The organism is Paracoccus sp. 228, from assembly GCF_000967825.1.
GTDB lineage: Bacteria > Pseudomonadota > Alphaproteobacteria > Rhodobacterales > Rhodobacteraceae > Paracoccus > Paracoccus marcusii.
Genome location: NZ_JYGY01000001.1, coordinates 678955 through 697845, shown reverse-complemented (window position 1 = coordinate 697845; position 18891 = coordinate 678955). Strand labels below are relative to the sequence as shown.

The following is an 18891-nucleotide window of genomic DNA, read 5'->3' as shown; positions in this document are numbered from 1 at the left end:
CAAAGCGCCATGGCACGCGCCAGCTATTTGGGGAGCGCGCGCGCCATGGCGCTTGGCGCCCCGCCACTGGCCTGGTTTTGCGCCGCCGCGTGGCCGGTTTTTACGCCGCCGTTGACACTTAGCTCAACTTGAGCCCCAGACGGCGTTGAGTTGACGACTAGAGCATCGGTTTTCCCGCGGGTAATAGTCGCGCAACCGGCAACGGAGATAGAAACGGACAGAAGAATGGCAAGCTTAAACATAGTTCCCTCACATTTAGGTGATACTACCTATAGGCGATAACTTGCCAACCTGAACAACCTTTTGCGTAGTTTTTCTGAAGTGACGTATTTGAGCAACTAAGCCATCCGCCCTGGTCATTCGGGGCGGGGAGGGCGTGGTCCCGGCCTCTTGCCGTGCGGACCCCCTCCGAAATCAACGAGGCCAGCATGAACGTCTGCAAGAAATGCCAGGGCAAGGGCGCGGTGAAGGCTGTGCCATATCCGTCCAGGCGCGACCTGCCGTGCTTCTGGTTCGCCGAGGGCGCACGGACCTGTCCCAGTTGCGATGGTACGGGCGAGACGGACGATGGGGGCCGGGATGGACGCGCCTAAGCGGCCCATGCCTCCTGCGGATCAGGTCGAAGGCTTCGAGGCATGGTTCGGCCCCGTGCCCGACCTTGCCGAATGGGCCTCGGCTTCGTTCATCGACGACGCCGCGCCGCTGCGGAACCCGGATCACGAGCATCTGCGCTCAGCCTCGATCGGCTTCCTCTGGACCAACGTATCCAACGCCAAGAAGGGTCGCATGGTGATCGGCACCGCCGAGCCGGGCGCCCCGCAAGGCGCGATGGGCAAATGGGGCCGAGCCAAGGCCACGCCGCAGGTGACAGACTGGTTCGGGATGGTCTCGGACTTCATCATCACCATCGACGCCAGCTGGTGGCTTCAGGCTTCCGACGCCGAGGCCTGCGCGCTCATAGAACACGAGCTATATCATTGCGCCCAGGACCGGGACGAGTACGGCGCGCCGAAGTTCAACCGGCAGACCGGACGGCCTGTCTTCGCAATGCGCGGACACGACGTCGAGGAGTTCATCGGCGTGGTGCGCCGGTATGGCGCGGGCGCTGCGGGGATTCGGGAACTGATCGAAGCCGCAGAGGCCGGACCGGAGATCGCAGCGGCCAGCATCGCACAGTGCTGCGGGACATGCCTGCGGGCGTGAATGGAGACTGAGCAATGGCAGGCGCCAAGCTGAACAACGAGATCCGGACCTTCATCGTCCAGTCTCTCGCCTGCTTCGATGGCCCGTCCACCGTCGTGAAGGCTGTACAGGACGAGTTCGGGATCGCCATCACCCGCCAGTCGATCGAGACCTATGACCCGACCAAGCGGGCGGGAAAGGGTCTGGCGCCGAAGTGGTGCGCTATCTTCGAGGAAACCCGCGCCGCCTTTCTGGAGGACACCAGCAGGATCGGCATCAGTCACCGCGCTGTGCGTCTCCGGGCACTCCAGCGCATGGCTGAGAAGGCTGAAGCACAGGGCAACATGGTCCTGGCATCGTCCCTGCTGGAGCAGGCCGCCAGGGAGATGGGCGGGGCGTTCACCAATCGGCGTGAGGTGACCGGCAAGGATGGCAAGGATCTTGCCCCGCCCATTACCATCGACGCGGGGAAGCTGAGTACGGGGGCCTTGCGGGAGTTGCTGGGGGCGTTTGATGACGACACGCCTTCACCTGACACCGGCTGACCGGATAGCAATCGAGCGCGAACTGTGCCATCGGTCGCTGGCGGACTTTGCCAAGCGCGCTTGGCGCGTCTTGGAGCCTGCCACCCCGCTCAAATGGGGCTGGGCTCTGGACGCCATCTGCGCGCATTTGGAGGCCGTCACCCGCGGCGAGATCACCCGGCTGCTGATGAACGTGCCGCCGGGTACCATGAAGTCGCTGCTAACCGGGGTGATCTGGCCAGCGTGGGAATGGGGCCCCGCCGGGCTGCCGCAGCATCGCTTCCTCGGCACCAGTCATCTGCAGAACCTCGCGGTGCGCGACAACCTCAAGTGCCGCCGCCTGATCGAGAGCCAGTGGTTCCATGACCGCTGGCCCGTCGCCATGACGGCGGACGAGAACCGCAAGACCAAGTTCGAGAACACCGCCACCGGCTTCCGCGAGGCGATGGCCTTCACCAGCATGACGGGCGCGCGCGGCGACCGGGTGATCCTGGACGATCCGCTGAGCGCGCATGCCGCAAACAGCGAGGCTGAGCTTCTGGATGCCGAACTGGCGTTCCTCGAAACCCTGCCGACCCGGATTAACAATGACCGCTCCGCCATCGTGGTCATCATGCAGCGCCTACACGAGCGCGACACCTCGGGGCTGATCCTGTCGAAGGCTCTGCCGTACACGCATCTCTGCCTGCCGATGCGCTTCGAGGCCGAACGGCGGTGTCGGACCTCGATCGGGTTCACCGATCCGCGCACCACCGAAGGCGAGTTGCTGTTCCCGGACCGCTTCCCGGAACCGCAGGTTGCGGAGCTGGAGCGGACCCTCGGCAGCTATGCGACTGCGGGTCAGTTGCAGCAGCGGCCCGTGCCGCGGGGCGGGGGTCTGTTCAAGAAGAGCTGGTTCACCCCCGTCAAGGCACTGCCTGTGGGCTGCCGGTTCGTGCGGGGATGGGACCTGGCGGCAACCGAGGACAAGGAAGCGGCGGCCACTGCCGGCGTGTTGATCGCACGGGCGCCGGACGGGCGGTTCATCATCGTGGATTCGACACGGGAGCAGCTGGGGCCCATGGGTGTCGAGCGGCTGATGAAGGCGACTGCCGAGCAGGATCGGGCGACGTATGGAGCCGTCCGCGGCTCCTACCCGCAAGACCCCGGACAGGCGGGGAAGGCCCAGGCGCAGCACATCATGCGCCACGTACTGACCGGGTTCGACTACCACTTCAGCCCCGAGAGCGGGGACAAGGAGACGCGCGCTCTGCCCCTCGCCGCACAGGCGGAGGCGGGCAACGTGTTTCTGCTGGAGGCGCCTTGGAATGATGCCTTCCTTGATGAGGTCGCGGTGTTCCCGATGGGCAAATGGAAAGACCAGGTCGACGCGGCCAGCCGCGCCTTCACCGAACTGACGACGGCACCGAAGCCGACCGAGACCAGAACAACGACGATGGTAGGGATGTACTGAGCGATGACAGGTACCGTCAGCACCAAGCACCCGGACTATCTCGACCGCGTCGATGAATGGGGTCTCATGCGCGACTGTGCGCGCGGGGAGACTGCGGTGAAGGCCGCAGGCGAGCGGTACCTGCCGATGCCCTCCGGCTTCCGCGTTCAGGAGGACGGTGGTGCCAAGATGTTCGAGGCCTACCAGACGCGGGCCCAATTCTCGGAGATCCTGGCGCCGACAATCCGCGGCATGATCGGTGTCATCCACCGCACCGAGGCGCAGATCGATATGCCACCTGCCATGCAGGGGCTGTGGGAGCGCGCCACTGCCGATGGTCTGCCGTTGGAGGCCCTGCACCGCAGGATCACGGGCGAGCTGCTGCTGACCGGGCGGTACGGGCTGCTGGCCGATGCCGCGTCGGAAGGCTCGGACCTGCCCTGGTTGGCGGGCTATACCACCGAGGCGCTGATCAACTGGTCGCCGTCCCGCGACTTCTTCGTGCTGGACGAGAGCGGACTGTCCCGGGATGGCTTCTCGTGGAAGCAGCACAAGGCATACCGGGTGCTGCGACTCGATGAAGGCCGCTACTCGGTCGAGAAGTACGACGGCGAGGAGCAGGAGGGCGAGCCTGTGCAGCCGACCGCGCGCGGTGGAGCGGCCCTCAAAGCCATTCCGCTGGTGGTCATGGGTCCGCAGGATCTGTCGGTATCCCCGCAGGAGCCGCCGCTGATCGGTGTCGCCCGCGCCGCGCTGGCCATGTACCGGTTGGACGCGGACTATCGGCACCAGCTCTACATGACGGGCCAGGAGACGCTGGTCATCATCAACGGCGACGCGCCTGCAGCCGTCGGCGCCGGGGTCGTCATCAGCCTCACTGCCAGCCGGGAAGATCACGCACCCGATGCCAAGTATGTCGGGCCATCCGGCACGGGCATCGAGGCGCATCGAACTGCGATCCTGGACGAGCGCGACAATGCCGCCTCGGCCGGGGCGCGCCTCTTCGACAGCGAGAAGCGGTCAGCGGAGAGCGGAGACGCGCTGCGCATCCGCTACGCGGCGCAAACCGCGACGCTGACCTCTGTCGCCCTGACCAGCGCCCAAGGGCTGGAGAAGGCCCTGCGGCACATCGCGGTGATGATCGGCGCAGAGCCCAATCAGGTCGTAGTCAAGCCGAACCTGTCCTTCGTGGACGCGGGCATGACGCCCGAGCAGGCCGAGGCACTCGTCCGGATCTGGCAGGCTGGCGCGATAAGCTACCAGACGCTCTATGAGAATTTACAGCGCGGAGAGTTGGCCAGCGTAGAGCGAACGGCTGAGGATGAGACGGGGCTGTCAAACCTCGAGAGCAGAGTGGATCCGGATGATGTGGACCTGCTCTAGAATTTATAACGTCTTGACAAATTGGCAGCCAATGAACTTCCAAGCGCAGGGGTTCTGTGGCAACTTTTCCTCCATAACAGGAGGAAACGATGACCTATAGGCTAACTCCCGACGGCACATACGTCTTTGGCACAAGCTATCGCCTTGCCCCTGATGGTACTTATGTCAGTGGGAACAATTATAGACTGACGCCTAGTGGAAAATATGTCGGTGGAGACAAGTACGTGCTTGCACCGAGTGGAGAGTACGTTGGCGGATCCCGATACACGCTTGCTCCAGACGGAAGTTATGTAGGTGGGGATCGATACTTTCTTACGCCGGATGGAAGTTATGTAGGTAACGGCGTATAATATCACCAATTTTCAATGAGCGGGCCGCTTAAAAGCCATCCCGTGCCACTGCAATAAGCCGCCCTCCGGGGCGGCTTTTTTCATGCCTGCGAGGCAGGCTTCATCACAAGGAGTGAGCCGATGGCTCTGAAGACCGTTCTCGACAACCTGGACGACGTTCCAGAAGCTCTGCACGCCGAGTACAAGGAGATCGACGGCAAGTTCGTCCTTGACCTCGACGGCATCGACGTTCACCCCACGGTGGTCAATCTGAAGACGGCGCACGAGCGCCAGAAGCAGACCAACCGCACCCTGCAGTCGGACCTGACCGCAGCGCGGACGCGCTTGGAAGGCCTGCCTGACGACTTTGACGCCGATGCCTACGAGGCGCTGCAGGCACAGGCGGAGGGCAAGGCCCCCGCCAAGACCGACGAGCAGGTGGCCCAGCTCCGCCAGCAGCTCGAGCGCCAGAAGCAAACCGAATTGGCCAAGAAAGACGAACGCATCACTACTCTACTTGGAGCAGTCCAGCAGTCGGTTCTTCATGGCGGCCTGTCGAAAGCATTGGACGAGATTGGCGTGGATCCTTCTCTCAAACCCGGCGCAATGGCGCTGCTGATGAGCAAGGGAGCCCTGAAGCTCGTTGAGGAAGACGGTCAGTTCAAGGCGCAGGTCGACACCGATATGGGCCCCATGCCGGTGAAGAACTACGTCAGCGATTGGTCAGGCTCTGAAGAAGGCAAGGTCTACGTCAAGAAGGCCACCAGCGGCGACGCACTGGGCGGCACCGGTGCGCGCTTCACCGACAACCCTTGGGACAGCAGCAACGGCAAAAAGCCGAACCTGACCAAGCAGCAGCAAGCCATTTCGGAGAACCCAACCAAAGCGCGTCAGATGGCCCAAGCCGCCGGCGTCACGCCCAACTGGTGACGGGCTCTCCGCAATAACCGCGCCGATGGCGCATCAATCAGCCGGGCCCGACGGGATGGCTGACCATCCCCCGCAAGGCAATCTCACGCAAAGGAGCCTCACATGGCTACGACCCGCCTGAGCGACGTCATCTATGGCCCGCTCTTCCTCCCCACCACCATCCAGCGCATCGCCCAGCTGTCACGCATTCGCAACTCGCCCATCGTCTCAAGCGATGCCGAGCTGCAGCGCTTCGCCAACGGTCCCGGCGACCTGGTGCAGATGCCGTTCTGGAACGACCTGACCGGCAACTCGAACGTCTCGACGGACGATCCGGCCCAGAACGCCATTCCGAACAAGCTGACCCAGGGCCAGGACATGGCCCGCAAGATCCGCCGCAACAACGGCTGGCAGTCGGCCAACCTGGTCGCCTCGATGCTGGCGGAGGATCCGCTGGACGCCGTGGCGCAGCTGATCGCCGAGTACTGGGTGCGCGAGGAGCAGCGCATCATGGGCCTGCAGATGCGCGGCGTGTTCGCCTCGCCCGGCATGGCCGGCAACGTGCTGGACGTGGCATCCGAGGACGGCGCCGTCACCCCGGTCCGCTTCGATGCCGAGATCGCGTCGAACGCTTATGCTCTGCTGGGCGAATACGGCACGACCCTATCGGCTGCCTTGATGCACTCGCGGGTGTTCTTCAACCTGCGCGCCGCCCGGGCGATCGAGCGATTCAAGGACCCGGCCACTGGCCTGGAGTTCGACACCTGGGACGGCAAGATCGTCTACGTCTCGGACCAGTGCCCCCGCGAGCCGGGCGACACTAGCGGCTTCAAGTACACCACCTACCTCTTCGGCAACGGAGCCATTGGCTATGCCGAAGCCACCGGCGAGGGTGGTCCGAAGAAGCCTGTCGAGATCGAGAGCAACGCCTCGGCCGGCAACGGCGAAGGCGTCGAGACCGTCTGGTACCGCAGGCACTGGGTCATGCACCCCCGTGGCGTGTCGTTCAGTGGCACCCCGGCCTCGGCCTCGGGCGTCAGCGACACCGAGTTGGGTGGCGGCGCGAACTGGACGCGGGTCTACGATCCGAAGCTGGTCCGCATGGTCGCCGTCGTGACCAACGGCTGAGGGCAGGGGCCTCGGCCCCTGCGTCTTCCCATTTTAGAGACACGGAGAAGCATCATGGACACCCATGACAACGACCCGCTGCTTGCCGAGGCCATCGCGCGCCGCGACGAGAGCCGGGCGATGATCCTGCAGTCGCGCGCCCAGGCCGGCGGCACCGCGATGGATCGGTTGGCTGATGCGTTCGGCAAGATGGCCGATCAGGCGACCGCCGAGGCCCGCAAGTCGGCCGAGGCCGCGGACAAGGTCGAGCCGGTGCGCCCCGACCCCGAGGGCACCGCCCGCCTGCTGGCGGACAGCGAGGGCAACTTCGCGCCCAATGCCGAGGTCGCGGCCACCGGTGGCACCGGCATCAAGGCCAGCAACACCAATGTCGAGACCGGCAAGCCCGCGAACAGCGCGGACGAGGCAGGCGTGGCCATCACAGAAGGCGCGCAGCCCATCATCGGCGACCAGCCGGTTGGCGACGACCTCGACACCCTGTCCGACGAGGATCTTCGCGTGCGCTACCAAGACGTGCTGGGCGAGAAGCCCCACCACGCCGCGGGGCGCGCGACGATGATCGCTCGCATCGCGGACAACCAGGGCTGATCTTCGGTGCGGGGCTGGCCGGTCCAGCCCCCATCCAAAGCACAGCGGAGGCAGGCACATGCTCAGCTACACCGTCCCGGCCGTCACTCAGACCGAGGCCACCGACTACACCAGCGCGGCCGGCGTCACCCTGCAGCCCGGCCCGGCGGACCTGATCCGTGGCCAGCGCTACATCGCCGCGCGCTTCAACAGCCGTTGGCTGTCAGAGTGGGAGGACGACGCGGTCCCGGAGGCGGTCAAGCATGCGATCATCGAGGCTGCGGTCATCGAGGCCCGCACGCCCGGCGCACTTTCGCCCGTCTCGACCCCAGCCACCGACAAGGTGCTGGTCGGCGCAGGCAAGCTGACCTGGGAGCGGGTCAGGGGTGCGTCCGGGCCCGATGCCTACATGCCGCGCTCGGCGATCATCGACGGGCTTCTGGCCGGACTGGTGCGGTCCGCCATGGGTGGTGTGTCGTTTCTCATGAGGGCGTGAGCATGGAAGACTGGCAGGCCATCGCAGCCGAGGTAGCTGGCGCGCTCGGTAACGTAGGCTACGGCGCCACCCTAGTGCGCCATACCTGGATCGGCCCCGATCACGACCGTCGGGCCGGGCCTGACCAGCTGATCCCGGTCAGGCTGCTGGGCGACACGTTGTCCCTTGGGCTGGTGAACGGCACTGCCATCCAGGCGGGAGACCGGCGCGAGATGATGGCGGCCGAGGGCACCGCGCCCACGCCTGCCGACCACCTGCGCATCGGCACCACCAGCTATGCGATCGTTCGCTGCGAGCCGTTCGCTCCGGGCGGGGTCGCGCTGTATTACGACCTGATCCTGAGGGCCTGACATGGCACGACTGCCGGCTGACATTCAGGACGCTCTGGACAAGCTGGAGCGCGCGATCCGTGACGCCTTCATTGCCGCCATCGACCAGATCACCAGCGCCATCCGCCTCAAGCAGGTCGAGGACATGATCCGCGAGGGGGACATCGAAGGCGCCATCGAGGCATTGCGGCTGGAGCAAGGCTTCTTCAGCCCGCTCTACGAGGCGCAGCGCGGTTCCTATATGGTGGGTGGCCCGATGGCCCTTGCACAGACGCGCATCCGCGACCCCTATGATGGCAGCAGCTTCGTCTTCAGCTTCAACGGACGGCACGACCGCGCCGAGCGGTGGATAAGGGATCAGTCGTCGCGCCTCATCACCGAGGTGATCGAGGATCAGAAAGAGCAGGCTCGCATCGTCATCCGGGAGGCGGCAGAGGCGGGGCAGCACCCGCGCGACACTGCCCGCGCTATCGTCGGCCGCGTCGATCCGGCCACTGGCAAGCGCGAGGGCGGGTTCATCGGCCTCGACGGTCGCCGCCAAGGCGTGTTCCGCAAGGTCCTGAACGGCATGACGACGCCGGAGGGTGTCCGCGACCTGGTCACCGTTGCGCGCGACGGTAAGCCGCCGTTCGTGACGCTCGATAGCGTCAACGAGGCGACGAAGCAGCGTATCTTGCGCGCCTATCGTGCCGGGGAGGCTGTGAGCGACGCGGACATCGCCATCAGCCGCAAGCAGCTGCGCAACAAGCTCCTGAAGGATCGGGGCGACACCATCGGGCGGACCGAGGCGCTGAACGGCCTGCGCGCCGGGCGGCATGAGGGATTCCTGCAGTTGGTCGAGAGCGGCACTGTCCGGCAGGACCAGGTGCGCATCCGCTGGCAGGCCACCCTCGACGGGCGGGTGCGGGACAGCCACCGCCATCTGCACGACCAGACGATCAGGATTGGCGAGTTCTTCAACCCCGCCCCGGGCGTCTTCATGCAGTACCCCGGCGACCTGCAGCACAGTCCCGGCAACCCGAAAGGGCTGGCGGCGAACGTCATTCAATGCCGATGCCTAGCTGTCTACCGGATCAAATCGGACCTATTAAAAGATTAGGTGGTGGCGAAAATTCTTCCTAAGGTTGTCGTCGCCAGCAACCAAAATGGAATGCCGAGATGGACCTACGCACTGGTCGCCGGGGCGGAGACGTGAACACGGCGAAGCTTGATGAGCATACCGTGCGTGACATCAGAAAACGCTTGGCGGCTGGAGAGTCCAGCAAAGCGATCGCTTCCGAGTTTGAGATTTCACCGCAACAGGTCTCCGCCATCAAGAACCGACGAAGTTGGGCTTGGGTCGAATGACGCTGGCCGCCTCAGGGCGGCCTTTTTTATTGGGGTATCAGATGGCAGACCGATCCTTCGCCGCCTCGATCGCGGCCTTCGCCGACAAGACCAAGGCCCAGATGCAGGCGGTCCTGTCCGAGAGCATCCAAGACGTCATGGACATCGCGCAGACCCCGGTCGCCAACGGGGGCCGGATGCCGGTCGATGACGGCCACCTGATCAACAGCGTGGTGACCGAGCTCAACGGCTCGCAGATCGGACAGGCCAGCGATGCGGCCGATCCGAGCGGGGCCAGCTCATCGGCCAACATCGCCCTGCTTGTCACCCAGATGCAGCCCGGCGACATCGCCAGCATCGGATGGACCGCGGCGCACGCCATGCGCCAGCATGAGGGCTTCGTGGGCGAGGACAGCCTCGGCCGCACCTTCAACCAGGAAGGCAAGCACTGGGTCGACGGCGCCGCCGCCCAGTGGGAGCAGATCGTCGCCCGCAACGTCGAGAGGCTGAAATGAGCGTCGAAGCAATCGAGGCTGCGCTGCGGGAGCGCCTGGCAGGGTTCACCGCCTTGCCGAAGGCGTGGCCCAACGAGGACTTCGACCCCAGAGCGCCGGGCAACCTGCCCTATGTCTCCTGCGATCTGGTAAAGGCCGCCACCACCGACCAAACGCTGGCCGCCACGGCGCCGGAGATGGTCGGTCGGCTGATAGCGACGGTGGTGGTCGCCAAGGGGTCAACGTCCCGCCCGGCCAACCGTCATGCTGATGCTATCGCAGCGCTGTTCCCCACGGGCGCGCGCTTCGCGGCAGGCAGCCAGATGATCACCATCACCCAGCCCCCGCAAACGCGCGAGGGCATGAGCGACGGGGCCTATTGGCGCGTCCCTGTCGTGATCCCGTTTCTCGCCGCCTGACAGCCCGTCACGGGCCGCCTGCACATCTGCACACCTTCACCAACCGCCCTGACAAGGGCCCAACCAGCGAAAGGGGCCGCTCATGGCCACTATTGTCAAAACGTCCATGGGCGGCCCCGGTCAGCGGCCCGTGACGGAGGTCACCCTGACCGCCACGAACGTGCTGACCTACGAGCCCGGCACCGGCCAGGTGCTGATCCTGCGCAACCCCACGGCGGGCGCGGTGTCGTCCGTCATCGACGGAGCGGACGGCACCACCGTCAGCTATCCCGGCGCGCCGAACATCTCCGTCGCGGCGGGCTTTGCGGTCGGTGCGATCCCGGCCGGCGGCGTTGTGGCCGTCCCGCTCGATACCATCTCGGCCTACCTGCAGGGCGCCATCAACGTGACCGGCACCGGCCTCGTCGCCGTGCTTCTGGGGAGCTGATCATGGCGAGCATCACCAACAACACCTGTGAGGCGGTGATCCTGCCGACTGGCCACACAGTGGCGCGCGAGGCAAAGCTGGAGACCACAAACGCGGTCCTGCGCAGTGCCGATAACGTCCGCACCATCACCACCATGGTCGCAGCCAGAATGATCGAGGTCGAGTACGACCCCGACCCGATCGAGGAAGCCGCCGAGGCCACCGCGTCGGTGATCGATGCGCCGGACCGCAAGCCGTCCCCGCAGATCCCGCTCTCCCCCACCGAACGGGCCGCCGCGCCCGCTGAACCCAAGAAGGACGCCTGATCATGGCACTCATCACCTATATCGGCGCTCTGATCGCCGTATCCGCGGGCGTTCCCGCAACCGTCGACGCGGCAGGCTTCGCCGCCCGGAGCTTTACCACGGTCGGTAAGATCACCGAGTGGGGCGAGACGGGCGACCAGTCCGAGGACGTGACCGAGACCACCCTGGCCGGCCGGACCTATCACGCCAACGGCGCCTTGGACGGCGGGTCGATCCCCTTCACGTTCCTGATCGACGGTCCCGATGCCGGGCAGACGGTCCTGCGCACCGCCAACAACACCAACGACGAGGTCTCGGTCCGGATCACCGATCCCGACGGCCAGATCATCTACTACCACGGCAAGGTCGCCAACCTGCGCGACCGAGCCCGCAACGCGTCGACCATGAAGGGTCTGAGCGGCGAGTTCCGCGTCAACTCCGGCACGGTCCGCGTCGGCTGATCCGGTCGGCGTCAGCTGATCGGTAAGGGCTGGCGATTTTCGGGTGTGTAGATCGCCAGCCCACCACCATCCAAAACACCCCATGCAAAGGACACACCATGGATTTTCTGAAGCAATACGACGCGCGCGGCGCGGCTGAGACCGCACGTCCGTTGGAGCTGCGCGATCAAGCCACCGGCGAGGTGATCGAGAACAACGGCAAGCCCTGCATCGTCATGGTCAAGGGCGCATCCAGCCGGGCCGTGCAGGCCGAGCTGCGCCGCGACGAGATGGAACGGGCAAAGAAGGCCAAGGCCGCCGCCAAGACCAGCACGCAGGTCGACACGAACACCGCACAGGACATGCACGAGGCGACCGTGAAGGCCGCGCTGCGCCTGATCGTGGGCTTCGGCAACATGCAGACCACCGGCGAGGACGGCAAGGCACGCGACCTGACCGTCGAAGATGCGCCGGCGCTGCTGGACCTGAACTTCATCAGCATGGCGCACCTGATGCGCGAGAAGGACGCTGAGCACTGGACCAAGCCGAGCTTCGCGCAGCAGGTCCTGGACTTCGCCCAGGATGATGCGGATTTTTTGGCGGCATCCACGAAGCCCTAGTCCTCTACGCCCGGCAGTTGGCGTTCCTTAACGGGACGCCAAAGAGCTGGAAGGAGACGCGGCTGCAGTACGCCCGCAAGAAGGGCCGTGCCGTCGAGATGCCCCCCGTCGCGGCGGGGGCATACCTGATCGACGCCATGTGGAAGCTCGGTCCGGTCCGAGCGGACGTCAACGGCACCCGTGGCGTTGACTGGACCGAGCTGGACGCCTTCGCGCGCCTGACACGGGCGATCAGCGAACCGTGGGAGGCGGAGGCACTACACGCGATGTGCGAGGGCTATTCGGCTGAGCAAGCCGAGGCGGAGGACTCGCTGCGGGATCCGCCGCTGGCGGGGTCGTGGTGGGTTTAGGGTTTGGGTTTCACCTATCTTCAGCTTGGATGACCACTGCCGTTCCCGATGCCACTAACATGACCATTGTGCCGGAGCCTGACAGGTCCACGTAATCGAGGTCGACACCGACTACGGCATTGGCGCCGATAGCGTGAGCCTCGCGCCGAAGCTCTTGAAGCACAGTTTTTCGAGCGTCCCGCATAGTTGATTGTACAGCCTCAGATCGGCCTCCGACAATATTACGAACGCCAGCGAATAAATCCTTGAAGGCGTTCATGCCGAAAGCACATTCGGCAGTAACAATGTCGATGCGGCGAGTAATGATAAAGTCCGTTGTCGCCTCAGTTGTTAAGACAACCGATGCAATAGCCTCCTCGGAAACCTTGTATTCTGAGAAAACCTTAGCCGCTTCATCAGTGCCAAGATCTTGTTCGAGCCTGCGCCGCTCAAGGTAGCGATTGTTGCAGTCGGAGCAGCGTCCATTGACCTGCTTGAAATAGCTGACCTGAATTCCGCAGTCCGCACATTCCGCCATTATTACTCCCTTAGTTGCCCTGCACCATCCTGCGGGGCTTTTGTACGTGCGCCAAGGACAATCCCATGAACGAAACTGCCCGCCTTTCCTTAGTCGTAGACTCCTCCAGCCTCGCGCAAGGCGAGAGTGCAATGGATAGCCTCGCACGGACTGGTGGCAAGGTTGAAGACACTCTCAAGGTCAGCGCAAAGAGTATCGAGCAAGCCATGGCGCGGATCTCCGGCGTCATGGGCGGCCTAGATGCTACGATGAAGTCGTTGGAGAGGGCCGTGTCTCAGTCGATGGGGCGTTCGGCGCAGGAGGTGTCGAAGGGTGCCCGGACTTTCGACGACCTGCGCCGCCAGATCGATCCTGCCTATGCCGCAAGCCAGCGCTTTGCTGTGGTTCAGGGTGACCTTGCCCGCATGGTCATCGACGGCAGCGCCTCGCAGCAAGCGGCCAATGCAGTCCTAGAAATTGCCCGGAGCCGTTATTTAGGCGTTGCGACGGCAGCAGAAGCGGCTGAGCAGGCTCAGCGTGAGCAGGCAGCCGCGGTCGCACAGGCCACGGGGAACTACGAAGCTCTGCGGAACGCTCTGGATCCGGTCTACTCTTCATCAAAGCGATATGAGGCAGCAGTCGAGACTGCTAACACCGCGCTTCGCGCAAAGATTATCACCGAAGGCGAGCATGCCCGGGTCTTGCAGTTGGCGCAGACCCGTTACCTGGGGCTGACCCCTGCTGTTGCAGGCGCATCTGCTGGACTTGCACGGTTTACGCCGCAGATCACTAATGCGTCTTTCCAGCTTCAAGACTTTGTAGTGCAGGTTGCCTCGGGACAGTCCGCTCTGACGGCGTTCACTCAGCAGTTTCCGCAGTTGGCAGGTGCGCTTGGTGTGTCAGGAAAGCTGGCACTGCTGGGCGCCGGCCTTGGCACTGTAGTCGCTATTGGGGCTGCGGTTTTGCCATTGTTCTTGTCTATGGGGAACAGCGCCAAGGCAGCCGAGGATGCGGTCTCCGACCTGAATAGCGCATTCAGCGCCTACAAGTCGGCCATCGACGGCACCAATCTGTCTGTCGAGGATCTGACGACCAAGTTTGGTGCCAATGCAGAGGCAGCGCGTGCTCTGTACCTAGTCATGCGGGACCTTGCCGAATTGGAAATGGCGCAGGCCATGAGTGCAGCCATTGCTGCTGCGACTGGTCAGTTCGAAGGCCTCGGTGCCGAGCTTGACCGGATCAACGCGCTGTCGAAAGCTAGCATTGGCGACTTCGGGGGCATGTCTGCCGCGTCTGGACGTCTGGCAGTGGCCATCGGCAACCTGGCCGACAAATACGGCCTTGGTTATGGGCAGGCGGTCGAACTGAACAAGGCTATGAAAGCTTTAGAGGAGGCCAAGGGTCCGCAAGAACAGGCTCGCACCGCCGCAGCACTGGTTCAGGAGCTCCGTGAGGCTCAGCGTTCTGGCGCTGCGATCCCCCCGGAGATCATGGCAACCGCCCAGCAACTCGCCCAAGCATCAATGCTTGGCCTTCAACTGGGTGGAAACTTGGACAATGCAGCAGCCGCAGCTTCGAATGCGGCGGCCGCAGCGCTAAACCTTGCTGCCGCGCTATCCGCGGCTGCTGGTTTTTCGCTCGGCATCGACAATCAGATCGAGGTCATTGGTGCACGCATCGCTGCCCAGAAGGCTGGTGCCGACGCTGCTATCGCTGGCACCATCAAGCAGATGCAGATTGAGGCCGCCGCGAGCAGAGATCGCCAGATCGCCGCCGGAGTTGACCAATACAACGCGGAAGCTCTTTACCAGCTAGACTTGGACCGTATCGCCCAGCTGGGTGAAATGACGGCCGAAGAAAAGGCGTTGGCAAAAGCTACGGGCGAAGTCGCGAAGGGTCGCAAGGCAGCAGCCAGCGAAGCCGAGAAGGCGTCCAAGCAGGCAGCGAAGGAAGCCGAGAAGCTCAGCGACAACCTGGATAAGGAGGCGCAGAAGTGGCGTGAGGTCCTGGACCCGATGGCCAAGTACCGTCGCGAGGCGGCCGAACTGGCAAAGCTGACCGGGCGCCTGTCCCAGGACGAGATGGCTGAGGCGCAGCGCCGGCTGAACATCCAGCTGGCCGACAGCCTGCCCCTGGCGGGCAAGTTCACCGACATCATGACCGATGGGCTGCTGAGCGGCTTTAAGGGCACGCTCTCCGACATCGGCGACATGCTGAAGTCCTGGCTGGCGCAGATGATCGCCATGGCCGCCAAGAACCGCATCATGATCAGCATGGGTCTGGGCGGTCTTGCAGGCGCTGGCGGCGCGCTGTCCTCTGCACTCGGCGCGGCCGGGGCGCCCGTGGGCGGTCTGACCGGCGTCGGTGGCGTTCTGGGCGGCATCGCGTCGCTCGGCACGGCGGCCATGTCCGCCTTCACCGGCGGCCTGCAGGCTGCCATGGGCGGCATCGGGTCGATCACCCAGTACACGTCGCTGATGATGGGCGGCGCGACGACGAGCCTAGCCGGTCTCGCCTCGGCTGCCGGCGCCATTGCCGTTCCCCTGCTGGCGGTTGCCGCGGTGTTCTCCTTCTTCAGGAAGAAGACCAGGGAACTGGACGCCGGTCTGCGCATCACCGTCGACGGCCTGAACACTGCGGTCGATACCTTCCGCAAGACCGAGACGCGCCGGTTCTGGGGCCTGTCGAAGAAGACCCGCACCAGCTACGACCGCGCCGATCAGGAGACCCAGGACGCGCTGTCCAGCATCGTGGGCAACATCCAGACCGGCGTCATGGATGCTGCTGCGGCGCTTGGCTTCGGGGCCGAGACCTTCGCGGGTTTCGCGCACCAGATGACCATCAGCACCAAGGGCATGAGCAAGGAGGATGCGCAGCGCGCCGTCGAGCAGGCCCTTGCGGGTCTCGGCGACGGGTTCGCCGGCATGATCCCCGGCCTCAATGCCCTCCGCAAGGATGGCGAAAGCACCACGGAGGCCCTGAACCGCCTGTCCACGTCGCTGACAGGCGTCAACGCCATCATGGACACCTTGGGGCACCGCTTCCACGCCGTGGGCCTTGCCGGTGCAGATGCGGCGTCCAAGATCGCCGAGGCGTTCGGCGGCCTGGACGCGATGGTGAGTGCCACGCAGCAGTACTACCAGGCGTTCTACACCGATGCCGAACGACTGGCGGTCACCACCCGCCAGACGTCGGCCGCGCTGGCGGAGCTCGGCATCGCCATGCCGCAGACCCGCCAGGAGTATCGCCGCGTGATCGCGTCCCTGGACCTGACCACGGAGGCGGGCCGCGAGGCCTATGCCGCGCTAATCGGCCTGTCGGGTGCCTTCGACCTGATCCTGCCGCAGATCTCGGGCTTCACCCGGGAGATGACGGCACTGCAGGATCGGGTCGTCGCCTCGATCGGCACCGTCGTCGGCGGGCTGTCCGAAGTGATCCGCCTGAACACGTCCGCCGCGGCCGACTGGCGCAAGGCGGGCGACGGCATCCGCGACTACCTGGACAGGCTCCGGGGCACGGCTTCGGCACTGTTCAGCCCTCAGCAGGCGCGCGCCTACAACCAGGCGCTCTACCAACGCACCTTGAGGCAGGCGAACAGCTGCGATGTGGAGGCCGCGGGTCGTCTGCCCGGCGTGGCCGACAGCTACCTGTCCAGCGTCAACGACATGGCACGGTCCAGGACCGAGTCCGCGCTGGCACAGGCCCGCGTGGCCGTGGCGCTGAGCAAGGTCGCGGTCAGGACCGACACCACCGCGACGGCGCTGGAACGGGTCGCGGCGCTGCAGCAGCGTCAGGTCGACATCCTGACCGGCGTGCAGAACCACCTGGCGGCAGGCAACACCCTGACGCAGGCGGGGATCACACGCCTTTTGGGTCAGCTTGTCAGCCTGGACGATCGCATCGCGCTGCGGGCCGGCGATGCCCGCACCATCGTCGCGGGCGTCAGCGACGCCCTGGGCAATGCCAACGTCACGGCATCGCTCACGGGCGCGGACGGGCTGCGCACCAGCATGGGCACGTTGCGCACGTCGCTGGTGGATCTGCGTCAGGCCATCGCGGCCGAGACGGCGCGGAGCGAACGCCAGCGGAAGGTCGCGGCCCTGAACACGTATGTCGGAGGCCTCACGGCAAATGCCGCGGGCAACCACTTCGTGGACGATGCAGATCTCACGGCGATGTCACGGGCCGCGGGGATCAACACGGCCGGGCTCAACACCAGCCAGATCCGCAATCGGCTGGCGGCCTTCGACGGCGGCGACCTGCTGCGCGGGACGGTCTACGATCCCACGGGCAACCTGGAGCGCAACTACCTGGAGAAGGAGCGCCTGAAGCAGGAGGTCAGCGGCATCTACGGCACCATCCGGCAGATGATGACCCAGTACGGGGTGACCACGGCCAACCCGTTCGTGCTGAATGACAAGGGCGTGCGGTCCAACCCGCATACCGGGCACTTCTTCATCAACGGGCGGCACATCACCGACCACAACCACCCGTTCTGGAACACCCTCTGGGGTTCGGGCGGGCTGTGGGCACGGTTCACGTCCGCCGAGACGGCGCTGCGCAACACGCCGGGCTTCGCGACGGGCGGCACCCATCTCGGGGGCCTCCGCATCGTGGGCGAGAACGGTCCGGAACTGGAAGCCACCGGTCCGAGCCGCATCTTCAGCCACCGCCAGAGCCGCGCCATGCTGGACAACAGCGAGATGGTGCGGGAACTGCGCGCGGTCCGCGCCGAGCTCGCGGAGATGAAGGCGCACGCCCGCGGCACGGCCGAGAGCACGAGGGACACGTTCAAGACGCTGCGGGAGATCAATTCCGTCGGCGTGAAGATCGATCCCGACCAGAACAAGGTAGCGACGTGAAGATCATCGAGCCGTACGACGTCACCCCCGCCATGATGCTGGCCAGCAATGTCCCGGAGACCGACCATGACGCGTGGGCCGCCGGGACGAGCTACGATAACGGCGCGCGGGTGATCCGGCAGAACGCCATCTGGGAAAGCATCCAGGCGGCCAATGTCGGGCATGACCCTCTCACGGACGTGCTGTCGGAGTGGTGGTTTCGGATCGGGGCCACCAACCGCTGGCGCGCCTTCGACAACCGGCTTGGCGGGGTCACCCGCCAGCCCGGCAACATCACCTACACGATCCGCCCGCCGCGGACCCTCAACAGCATCGCGTTCTTCGGGCTCGATGCGCAGAGCGTCCGGATCAGGGTCACCACCCCGGGCGCCGTGCTGATCTACGACCAGACCTTCCAGCTCGCCTCGCGCGATCAGGTGGGGACGTTCTGGGAGTACATCTATACGCCCTTCACGGTGCGCTCGGACCTGATCCTGACGGGTCTGTCGCTGCCGTCCGGGTCCTCGATCGAGATCACCGTGGCCTCGACCGGCTCGGCCGAGGTCGGCGAGATCATGATCGGCAACCAGATCGACATCGGCATCTCGCTGATGGGATCGAGCCTGGGCATCGTGGACTATTCCCGGAAGGACCGGGACGAGTTCGGGGGCGTGTTCATCGTCCCCCGGCCTGTCAGCGAGACCGTCCGGTTCCGCTTCTCGGTGCCCTCAGGCGGGGAGGCCCGCGTGCAGCAGATCATCCGGCGGATCACGTCCAAGATCTGTGTCTTCTACGCCATCGAGGGCGAGGACCGGTTCGGGATGACCATCGCGGGCATCCTGCGCGACTACGACCTGACGATCGGCGCGGGCAAATCCTTTGGGACCATCGACGCGGAAAGCCTCGTCTAAAAGC

Annotated in this window: 20 protein-coding genes; 19 read left to right on the top strand and 1 reads right to left on the bottom strand. The window is 65.0% G+C overall.

Features of this window, described 5'->3' with window-relative positions:
* Positions 1-579 precede the first annotated feature (579 nt).
* From SY26_RS03350 to SY26_RS03270, 17 genes are all read left to right on the top strand, one after another.
* Complete coding sequence (locus tag SY26_RS03350) at positions 580-1203, top strand: putative metallopeptidase (protein ID WP_045999247.1); 624 nt, start codon at positions 580-582, stop codon at positions 1201-1203.
* 14 nt (positions 1204-1217) lie between these two features.
* Positions 1218-1727: a DUF2280 domain-containing protein gene (locus SY26_RS03345; RefSeq protein ID WP_045999246.1), complete on the top strand. Its 510-nt coding sequence runs from the start codon at positions 1218-1220 to the stop codon at positions 1725-1727.
* Positions 1696-3159: a phage terminase large subunit gene (gene terL / locus SY26_RS03340; protein ID WP_064503536.1), complete on the top strand. Its 1464-nt coding sequence runs from the start codon at positions 1696-1698 to the stop codon at positions 3157-3159. The genes SY26_RS03345 and terL overlap by 32 nt, the downstream gene beginning before the upstream one ends.
* Positions 3160-3162: 3 nt before the next feature.
* Positions 3163-4521 (top strand): DUF4055 domain-containing protein, encoded by a 1359-nt coding sequence (locus SY26_RS03335; RefSeq protein ID WP_052715100.1) that lies wholly within the window; start codon positions 3163-3165, stop codon positions 4519-4521.
* 470 nt (positions 4522-4991) lie between these two features.
* Positions 4992-5780, top strand: a complete 789-nt coding sequence (locus SY26_RS03330; RefSeq protein WP_045999245.1) for a hypothetical protein — start codon at positions 4992-4994, stop codon at positions 5778-5780.
* A gap of 102 nt (positions 5781-5882) precedes the next feature.
* Entirely contained in the window at positions 5883-6887 is a 1005-nt protein-coding gene (locus SY26_RS03325) for a hypothetical protein (protein WP_045999244.1), read from the top strand.
* 54 nt (positions 6888-6941) lie between these two features.
* Positions 6942-7475 (top strand): hypothetical protein, encoded by a 534-nt coding sequence (locus SY26_RS03320; RefSeq protein ID WP_045999243.1) that lies wholly within the window; start codon positions 6942-6944, stop codon positions 7473-7475.
* Positions 7476-7533: 58 nt separating this feature from the next.
* Entirely contained in the window at positions 7534-7950 is a 417-nt protein-coding gene (locus SY26_RS03315) for a hypothetical protein (RefSeq protein ID WP_045999242.1), read from the top strand.
* Positions 7947-8300: a hypothetical protein gene (locus SY26_RS03310; RefSeq protein WP_157020391.1), complete on the top strand. Its 354-nt coding sequence runs from the start codon at positions 7947-7949 to the stop codon at positions 8298-8300. The genes SY26_RS03315 and SY26_RS03310 overlap by 4 nt, the downstream gene beginning before the upstream one ends.
* Position 8301: 1 nt before the next feature.
* Entirely contained in the window at positions 8302-9378 is a 1077-nt protein-coding gene (locus SY26_RS03305) for a phage minor head protein (RefSeq protein WP_045999240.1), read from the top strand.
* Between the two features lie 289 nt (positions 9379-9667).
* Positions 9668-10120, top strand: a complete 453-nt coding sequence (locus SY26_RS03300; RefSeq protein ID WP_157020390.1) for an HK97 gp10 family phage protein — start codon at positions 9668-9670, stop codon at positions 10118-10120.
* Entirely contained in the window at positions 10117-10518 is a 402-nt protein-coding gene (locus SY26_RS03295; RefSeq protein ID WP_045999239.1) for a phage tail terminator-like protein, read from the top strand. The genes SY26_RS03300 and SY26_RS03295 overlap by 4 nt, the downstream gene beginning before the upstream one ends.
* An 82-nt stretch (positions 10519-10600) precedes the next feature.
* Positions 10601-10945 carry a hypothetical protein gene (locus tag SY26_RS03290; RefSeq protein WP_157020389.1) on the top strand — a complete coding sequence of 115 codons (345 nt, stop codon included), beginning with the start codon at positions 10601-10603 and terminating at the stop codon, positions 10943-10945.
* Between the two features lie 2 nt (positions 10946-10947).
* Positions 10948-11250: a hypothetical protein gene (locus SY26_RS03285; protein ID WP_045999237.1), complete on the top strand. Its 303-nt coding sequence runs from the start codon at positions 10948-10950 to the stop codon at positions 11248-11250.
* Positions 11251-11252: 2 nt separating this feature from the next.
* Positions 11253-11690, top strand: coding sequence for a hypothetical protein (locus SY26_RS03280; RefSeq protein WP_045999236.1), 438 nt, complete (start codon positions 11253-11255; stop codon positions 11688-11690).
* 98 nt (positions 11691-11788) lie between these two features.
* Complete coding sequence (locus tag SY26_RS03275) at positions 11789-12289, top strand: hypothetical protein (protein ID WP_045999235.1); 501 nt, start codon at positions 11789-11791, stop codon at positions 12287-12289.
* 17 nt (positions 12290-12306) lie between these two features.
* Entirely contained in the window at positions 12307-12639 is a 333-nt protein-coding gene (locus tag SY26_RS03270) for a hypothetical protein (RefSeq protein ID WP_045999234.1), read from the top strand.
* A 10-nt stretch (positions 12640-12649) separates the two neighbouring features.
* Here the strand turns inward: SY26_RS03270 and SY26_RS03265 are convergent, their stop codons facing one another.
* Positions 12650-13156, bottom strand: a complete 507-nt coding sequence (locus tag SY26_RS03265) for a YbjQ family protein (protein WP_045999233.1) — start codon at positions 13154-13156, stop codon at positions 12650-12652.
* Between the two features lie 65 nt (positions 13157-13221).
* On the opposite strand from SY26_RS03265, the gene SY26_RS20925 reads away from it, so the two are divergent.
* Together SY26_RS20925 and SY26_RS03255 are read left to right on the top strand one after the other, a co-directional pair.
* Positions 13222-17997 carry a hypothetical protein gene (locus SY26_RS20925; RefSeq protein WP_157020388.1) on the top strand — a complete coding sequence of 1592 codons (4776 nt, stop codon included), beginning with the start codon at positions 13222-13224 and terminating at the stop codon, positions 17995-17997.
* Complete coding sequence (locus SY26_RS03255; RefSeq protein ID WP_045999232.1) at positions 17994-18887, top strand: hypothetical protein; 894 nt, start codon at positions 17994-17996, stop codon at positions 18885-18887. The genes SY26_RS20925 and SY26_RS03255 overlap by 4 nt, the downstream gene beginning before the upstream one ends.
* Positions 18888-18891: the final 4 nt, after the last annotated feature.

Coding starts and splice junctions, on each gene's coding strand:
- SY26_RS03305 (WP_045999240.1), top strand. CDS start 8,302: ATGGCACGACTGCCGGCTGACATTCAGGACGCTCTGGACAAGCTGGAG.
- SY26_RS03315 (WP_045999242.1), top strand. CDS start 7,534: ATGCTCAGCTACACCGTCCCGGCCGTCACTCAGACCGAGGCCACCGAC.
- SY26_RS03330 (WP_045999245.1), top strand. CDS start 4,992: ATGGCTCTGAAGACCGTTCTCGACAACCTGGACGACGTTCCAGAAGCT.
- SY26_RS20925 (WP_157020388.1), top strand. CDS start 13,222: ATGAACGAAACTGCCCGCCTTTCCTTAGTCGTAGACTCCTCCAGCCTC.
- SY26_RS03345 (WP_045999246.1), top strand. CDS start 1,218: ATGGCAGGCGCCAAGCTGAACAACGAGATCCGGACCTTCATCGTCCAG.
- SY26_RS03320 (WP_045999243.1), top strand. CDS start 6,942: ATGGACACCCATGACAACGACCCGCTGCTTGCCGAGGCCATCGCGCGC.
- terL (WP_064503536.1), top strand. CDS start 1,696: ATGACGACACGCCTTCACCTGACACCGGCTGACCGGATAGCAATCGAG.
- SY26_RS03285 (WP_045999237.1), top strand. CDS start 10,948: ATGGCGAGCATCACCAACAACACCTGTGAGGCGGTGATCCTGCCGACT.
- SY26_RS03265 (WP_045999233.1), bottom strand. CDS start 13,156: ATGGCGGAATGTGCGGACTGCGGAATTCAGGTCAGCTATTTCAAGCAG.
- SY26_RS03325 (WP_045999244.1), top strand. CDS start 5,883: ATGGCTACGACCCGCCTGAGCGACGTCATCTATGGCCCGCTCTTCCTC.
- SY26_RS03275 (WP_045999235.1), top strand. CDS start 11,789: ATGGATTTTCTGAAGCAATACGACGCGCGCGGCGCGGCTGAGACCGCA.
- SY26_RS03350 (WP_045999247.1), top strand. CDS start 580: ATGGACGCGCCTAAGCGGCCCATGCCTCCTGCGGATCAGGTCGAAGGC.
- SY26_RS03300 (WP_157020390.1), top strand. CDS start 9,668: ATGGCAGACCGATCCTTCGCCGCCTCGATCGCGGCCTTCGCCGACAAG.
- SY26_RS03295 (WP_045999239.1), top strand. CDS start 10,117: ATGAGCGTCGAAGCAATCGAGGCTGCGCTGCGGGAGCGCCTGGCAGGG.
- SY26_RS03335 (WP_052715100.1), top strand. CDS start 3,163: ATGACAGGTACCGTCAGCACCAAGCACCCGGACTATCTCGACCGCGTC.
- SY26_RS03280 (WP_045999236.1), top strand. CDS start 11,253: ATGGCACTCATCACCTATATCGGCGCTCTGATCGCCGTATCCGCGGGC.
- SY26_RS03290 (WP_157020389.1), top strand. CDS start 10,601: ATGGCCACTATTGTCAAAACGTCCATGGGCGGCCCCGGTCAGCGGCCC.